This is a genomic window from Methylosinus sporium (assembly GCF_003113265.1).
In the GTDB taxonomy this organism is placed as follows: Bacteria; Pseudomonadota; Alphaproteobacteria; order Rhizobiales; family Beijerinckiaceae; genus Methylosinus; species Methylosinus sporium.
Genome location: NZ_PUIV01000053.1, coordinates 1 through 4,326, shown reverse-complemented (window position 1 = coordinate 4,326; position 4,326 = coordinate 1). Strand labels below are relative to the sequence as shown.

Below are 4,326 nucleotides of genomic sequence, written 5' to 3'. Positions count from 1 at the left end.
GCCTCGACGCCGCCGCCGCCCTCGGTCGCCCATCTGTCGAAGGGATTGCGAAAAAAGGCCGTCATCACGCCTCTCCTGCTTCGCCGTCTCCGCCCGTCTTGGTTTTTCTTATATTGGGCGGAAGGCTGCGCGCAGAAAGTAGCGGGCCGGTTAACGCCGCCGCCGCGGCGAGGGGCCGGCGCGCGCGGCCTCAGCTCGACGCGGGCTCGGTTCCGAAGATCGACCAGCCCATGCGCCGCGCCAGCTTCTCCAGCGCTATGCGGCCGAGATGGGAATTGCCGTTGGCGTCGAGGCCCGGCGACCAAACCGCGATCGAGGCTCTGCCGGGCGCGACGGCCAATATGCCGCCGCCGACGCCGCTCTTGCCGGGCAGGCCGACGCGATAGGCGAATTCGCCGGAGCCGTCATAATGGCCGCAGGTCAGCATCAAGGCGTTGATGCGGCGGGCGCGCTCGGGCGAGACCACCGACGATCCGGTGGAGGGGATACGGCCGGAATGGGCGAGATAGCGCCCCGCCATCGCCAGCTGCCGGCAGGTCATGGCGATAGCGCAATGGTGGAAATAGACGCCGAGCGTGAAATCCACCGGATTGGCGATCACGCCGAAGGATTTCATATAATTGGCGAGCGCGATGTTGCGAAAGCCGGTGCGTTTCTCCGATTCCGCCACGGCCCGGTCGACATAGATCGTATCGTCTTGGGCCAAAAATTGGAGAAAGCGCAAAATCTCGCCCAGCGCCTCGCGCGGCTGATGGCCGGACAGGATCACATCCGTCACCGCTATGGCGCCGGCGTTGATGAAGGGATTGCGCGGCACGCCGCGCTCGCGCTCCAGCTGCACGATGGAGTTGAACGGATTGCCGGAGGGCTCGCGGCCGACGCGCCGCCACAGAAGATCGCCGACCATGCCGAGCGCCAGCGTCAGCGTGAAGACCTTGGAGACGCTCTGAATCGAGAAAGGCGTGTCGGCGTCGCCGCCGGCGACGGCGTTTCCGTCGGCGTCGATGACGACAATGCCGAAAGCGCCCGGATCGACGCCCGCGAGCTCGGAAATATAGCTCGCGACCTCGCCGCGATCGGGCCGCGCCGCCATTTCGGCGGCGATCTCCTGCACGGCTGCTTCGAGTTCGGTCACGACTGCCTCACGAGCGCCCGAGCGGATTCAGTCTCGGAAAACGAGGCGCGGGGTCGCGCCGCCTTCGACGCGGCGATAGAAGCAGGATTTTCGGCCCGTATGGCAGGACTTGCCGTCGCCGCCGGGCTCGACCGTCATCAGCAGCGCGTCCTGGTCGCAATCGACCTCGAGCGACACCACCTTCTGCACCTGGCCGGAGGTGTCGCCTTTGCGCCACAGGCTCTGCCGGGAGCGCGACCAATAATGGGCGATCCCGGTCTCCAGCGTCTTGGCGAGCGCCAGCTCGTTCATATAGGCGACCATGAGCACGTCTCTGGTCGCCGCCTCGACGGTGACGCAGACGATGAGCCCCTGGGCGTCGTAGCGCGGCGCGAAGGCGAGGCCTTCCTCGAGCGCATGGGCCTCGGCCGGCGGCAGAGCGGACATGAAACGTCTCCCGAATGGGGGCTCAGCGACCGCCGCGCAGCAGCGTGTAGAAATGCACCTGCTCGGCCGGATCGTCGCGGAACACGCCCGAGAACTGCACCGTCACCGTGGAGGAGCCCTGTTTCATCACGCCGCGCATGGACATGCACATATGCTCCGCCTCCACCAGCACGGCGACGCCGCGCGGCGTCAGATGCTGGTTGATCGCGGTGGCGATCTGCGCCGTCATCGCCTCCTGCGTCTGCAACCTGCGGGCGTAGACGTCGACCAGCCGCGCCAGCTTGGAGAGGCCGACGACGCCGCCGGTCGGATAATAGGCGATATGCGCCTTTCCGACAAAGGGGACGACGTGATGCTCGCAATGCGAGAAAAACGGAATGTCGCGGACCAGCACGAGGTCGTCATAGCCTTCGACCTCCTCGAAGACGCGGGCCAACTCCTCGCCGGCGTCCTCTTGATAGCCGCGGAAGAATTCCTCATAGGCCTTCACGACGCGGCGCGGCGTCTCCTTGAGGCCTTCGCGGTCGGGATTGTCGCCCGCCCAGCGCAGCAGCACGCGCACCGCCGCCTCCGCTTCCTCGCGGGTCGGACGTTGGACGGGCGTCTCGGCCGTCTCTTTACGGTCGAGCAAGGACTTAACCACGGCATCCATGTGGCGCCTCCAGAAAGACTACGGGCCCGACCACTTCGGGGAAGACGGCCGCTTTCAACGCGGCCTGCGGAATTATATACTCAGTGGAAGGAATCCACGTAACCCCCCCGCTAGCAACTTATCGGCCACAATGCTCGATCAAGTCTACAACCAGCGCATACTGGAGCTCGCCGCGCAGACGCCGCGCATCGGTCGTCTCGCCGCTCCAGATGCAAGCGCCACCGCCCATTCCAAGCTGTGCGGATCGACCGTGACGGTCGATCTCACCCTGTCGGATGGAAAAGTGGCGGATTTCGCACATGAGGTCAAAGCCTGCGCTCTCGGCCAGGCGGCCTCCTCGATCATGGCGCGCAACATTGTCGGCTCCACGCCGCAAGAGCTGCGCGACCTGCGCGAGACCGTCCGCAAGATGTTGAAGGAAAACGGCGCTCCACCCCAGGGAAAATGGGAGGACATCGCCGTTCTGGAGCCGGTGCGCGATTTCAAATCGCGTCACGCCTCGACGCTCCTGACCTTCGACGCCGTCGTGGACGCGATCGACCAGATCGAGAAGCGACAGGGCTGAGGGGGGCGCTTCGGCGTTCCCTCTGGCGCGGCGCGAGACGGCGCCGCTCGGGCCGGCTCGTCTCCGACGGGCCGGCGACGACGCGCTGCGCGCTTTTCATAGCGCCGCGACCCAGATAAGGCGTCGGCGCGCGACGGCGCGCGCCATTGGAGAGTTCGAGTGCCGACGACCTATCTCCCGCGCGTCACTACGGCCGATCACGAGCTTTTGCGTCACAGTGTCGATAATTATCCGGCCGACACTCACGACAAATGGCTTCGCCTCCAAGCGAAGGAAATCGCCAATTGGCGCGCGAGCGGCTGGGATGTCGTCATGATCGACGTCAGCGCCGAGGATTTCGACCGCTATTGCCGCGAGACTAAAGCGAGCCCCAATTTCCACACTTTCCGCGCAATCGCCTCCGCCAAGGCGATCGGCAAATTCGCATGAGCGCCGCGCAATCCTCGAAGGACAAGCGATGATTATCTCCTCCGCGGCCGATTATCGCGAGGCCGCGCGGCGGCGCCTGCCGCGCTTTCTGTTCGACTATATAGACGGCGGCGCCGGCGCCGAGCGCACGCTCGCCGCCAATATGGCCGATCTTCAGAGCGTCACGCTGCGCCAGCGCGTGATGCAGGGCGTCGCCGGCGTCGATCTTTCCACGCAGTGGCTCGGCGTTGTGGCGGATTTGCCGGTGCTGATCGCGCCCATCGGCATGTCCGGCATGTTCGCGCGGCGGGGCGAGGTTCAGGGCGCGCGGGCGGCGGCGAAAAAGGGCGTGCCCTTCATTCTCTCCACCCTCTCGGTTTGCCCGCTGGAGGAGGTCGCCGCGGCGAGCGCGCGGCCGATCTGGCTGCAGCTCTATATGCTGAAAGATCGCGGCTTCATGGAGAATATGCTGGCGCGTGCGAGAGCGGCGGGGATAGAGCATCTCGTCTTCACCGTCGATCTGCCGGCGCTGGGGATTCGTTATCGCGACGCGCATTCCGGCATGGCCGGGCCATTCGCGCCGCAGCGGCGCCTGTTGCAGGCGCTCGCCAAGCCGGCCTGGGCCTATGATGTCGGCCTCATGGGCCGGCCGCATGATCTCGGCAATGTCGCGGCCTATCTCGGCGGCACGATGAAGCAGAAGAATTATCTGCGCGACATCGCCGCCAATGTCGATTCCACGCTCGACTGGTCGACGTTGGATTGGGTGCGCGCGCGCTGGCCGGGCCGCATCATTCTGAAAGGCGTGCTGGACGAAGCCGACGCGCGCGACGCCGTTCGTTGCGGCGTGGAGGCGATCATCGTCTCCAATCACGGCGGCCGCCAGCTCGACGGCGCGCCGTCTGTCGCGCGCATGCTGCCGCGCATCGCCGATGCGGTGGGCAACGATCTGCTGCTCCTCGCCGATTCCGGCGCCCGCTCCGGCCTCGACGTCCTGCGCCTGCTGGCGCTGGGCGCCAAGGGCGTGCTGCTCGGGCGCGCCTACGCCTATGCGCTCGCCGCGGCGGGGCAGGGGGGCGTGGAGACCATGCTGGATATTTTCGCCGCGGAGCTGCGGGTGGGGATGATGTTGTGCGGGGT

Annotated in this window: 6 protein-coding genes; 3 read left to right on the top strand and 3 right to left on the bottom strand. The window is 66.2% G+C overall.

Features of this window, described 5'->3' with window-relative positions:
* Nucleotides 1-190: 190 nt before the first annotated feature.
* From C5689_RS18045 to folE, 3 genes are read right to left on the bottom strand one after another with little or no spacing between them, the layout of a single operon-like run.
* Nucleotides 191-1,135: a glutaminase gene (locus C5689_RS18045; RefSeq protein ID WP_108918627.1), complete on the bottom strand. Its 945-nt coding sequence runs from the start codon at nt 1,133-1,135 to the stop codon at nt 191-193.
* A 27-nt stretch (nt 1,136-1,162) separates the two neighbouring features.
* Entirely contained in the window at nt 1,163-1,561 is a 399-nt protein-coding gene (gene hisI / locus C5689_RS18040) for a phosphoribosyl-AMP cyclohydrolase (protein WP_108918626.1), read from the bottom strand.
* Between the two features lie 22 nt (nt 1,562-1,583).
* Nucleotides 1,584-2,213, bottom strand: a complete 630-nt coding sequence (folE, locus tag C5689_RS18035; RefSeq protein WP_108918625.1) for a GTP cyclohydrolase I FolE — start codon at nt 2,211-2,213, stop codon at nt 1,584-1,586.
* Nucleotides 2,214-2,343: 130 nt separating this feature from the next.
* Here folE and C5689_RS18030 point away from each other — a divergent pair, with 130 nt between their 5' ends.
* From C5689_RS18030 to C5689_RS18020, 3 genes are all read left to right on the top strand, one after another.
* Entirely contained in the window at nt 2,344-2,778 is a 435-nt protein-coding gene (locus C5689_RS18030) for an iron-sulfur cluster assembly scaffold protein (protein ID WP_108918624.1), read from the top strand.
* A 159-nt stretch (nt 2,779-2,937) separates the two neighbouring features.
* Complete coding sequence (locus C5689_RS18025) at nt 2,938-3,207, top strand: hypothetical protein (RefSeq protein WP_108918623.1); 270 nt, start codon at nt 2,938-2,940, stop codon at nt 3,205-3,207.
* A 28-nt stretch (nt 3,208-3,235) separates the two neighbouring features.
* Nucleotides 3,236-4,326, top strand: a 1,091-nt coding sequence (locus tag C5689_RS18020) for an L-lactate dehydrogenase (RefSeq protein ID WP_108918622.1), incomplete at its 3' end; no start/stop codon positions are given.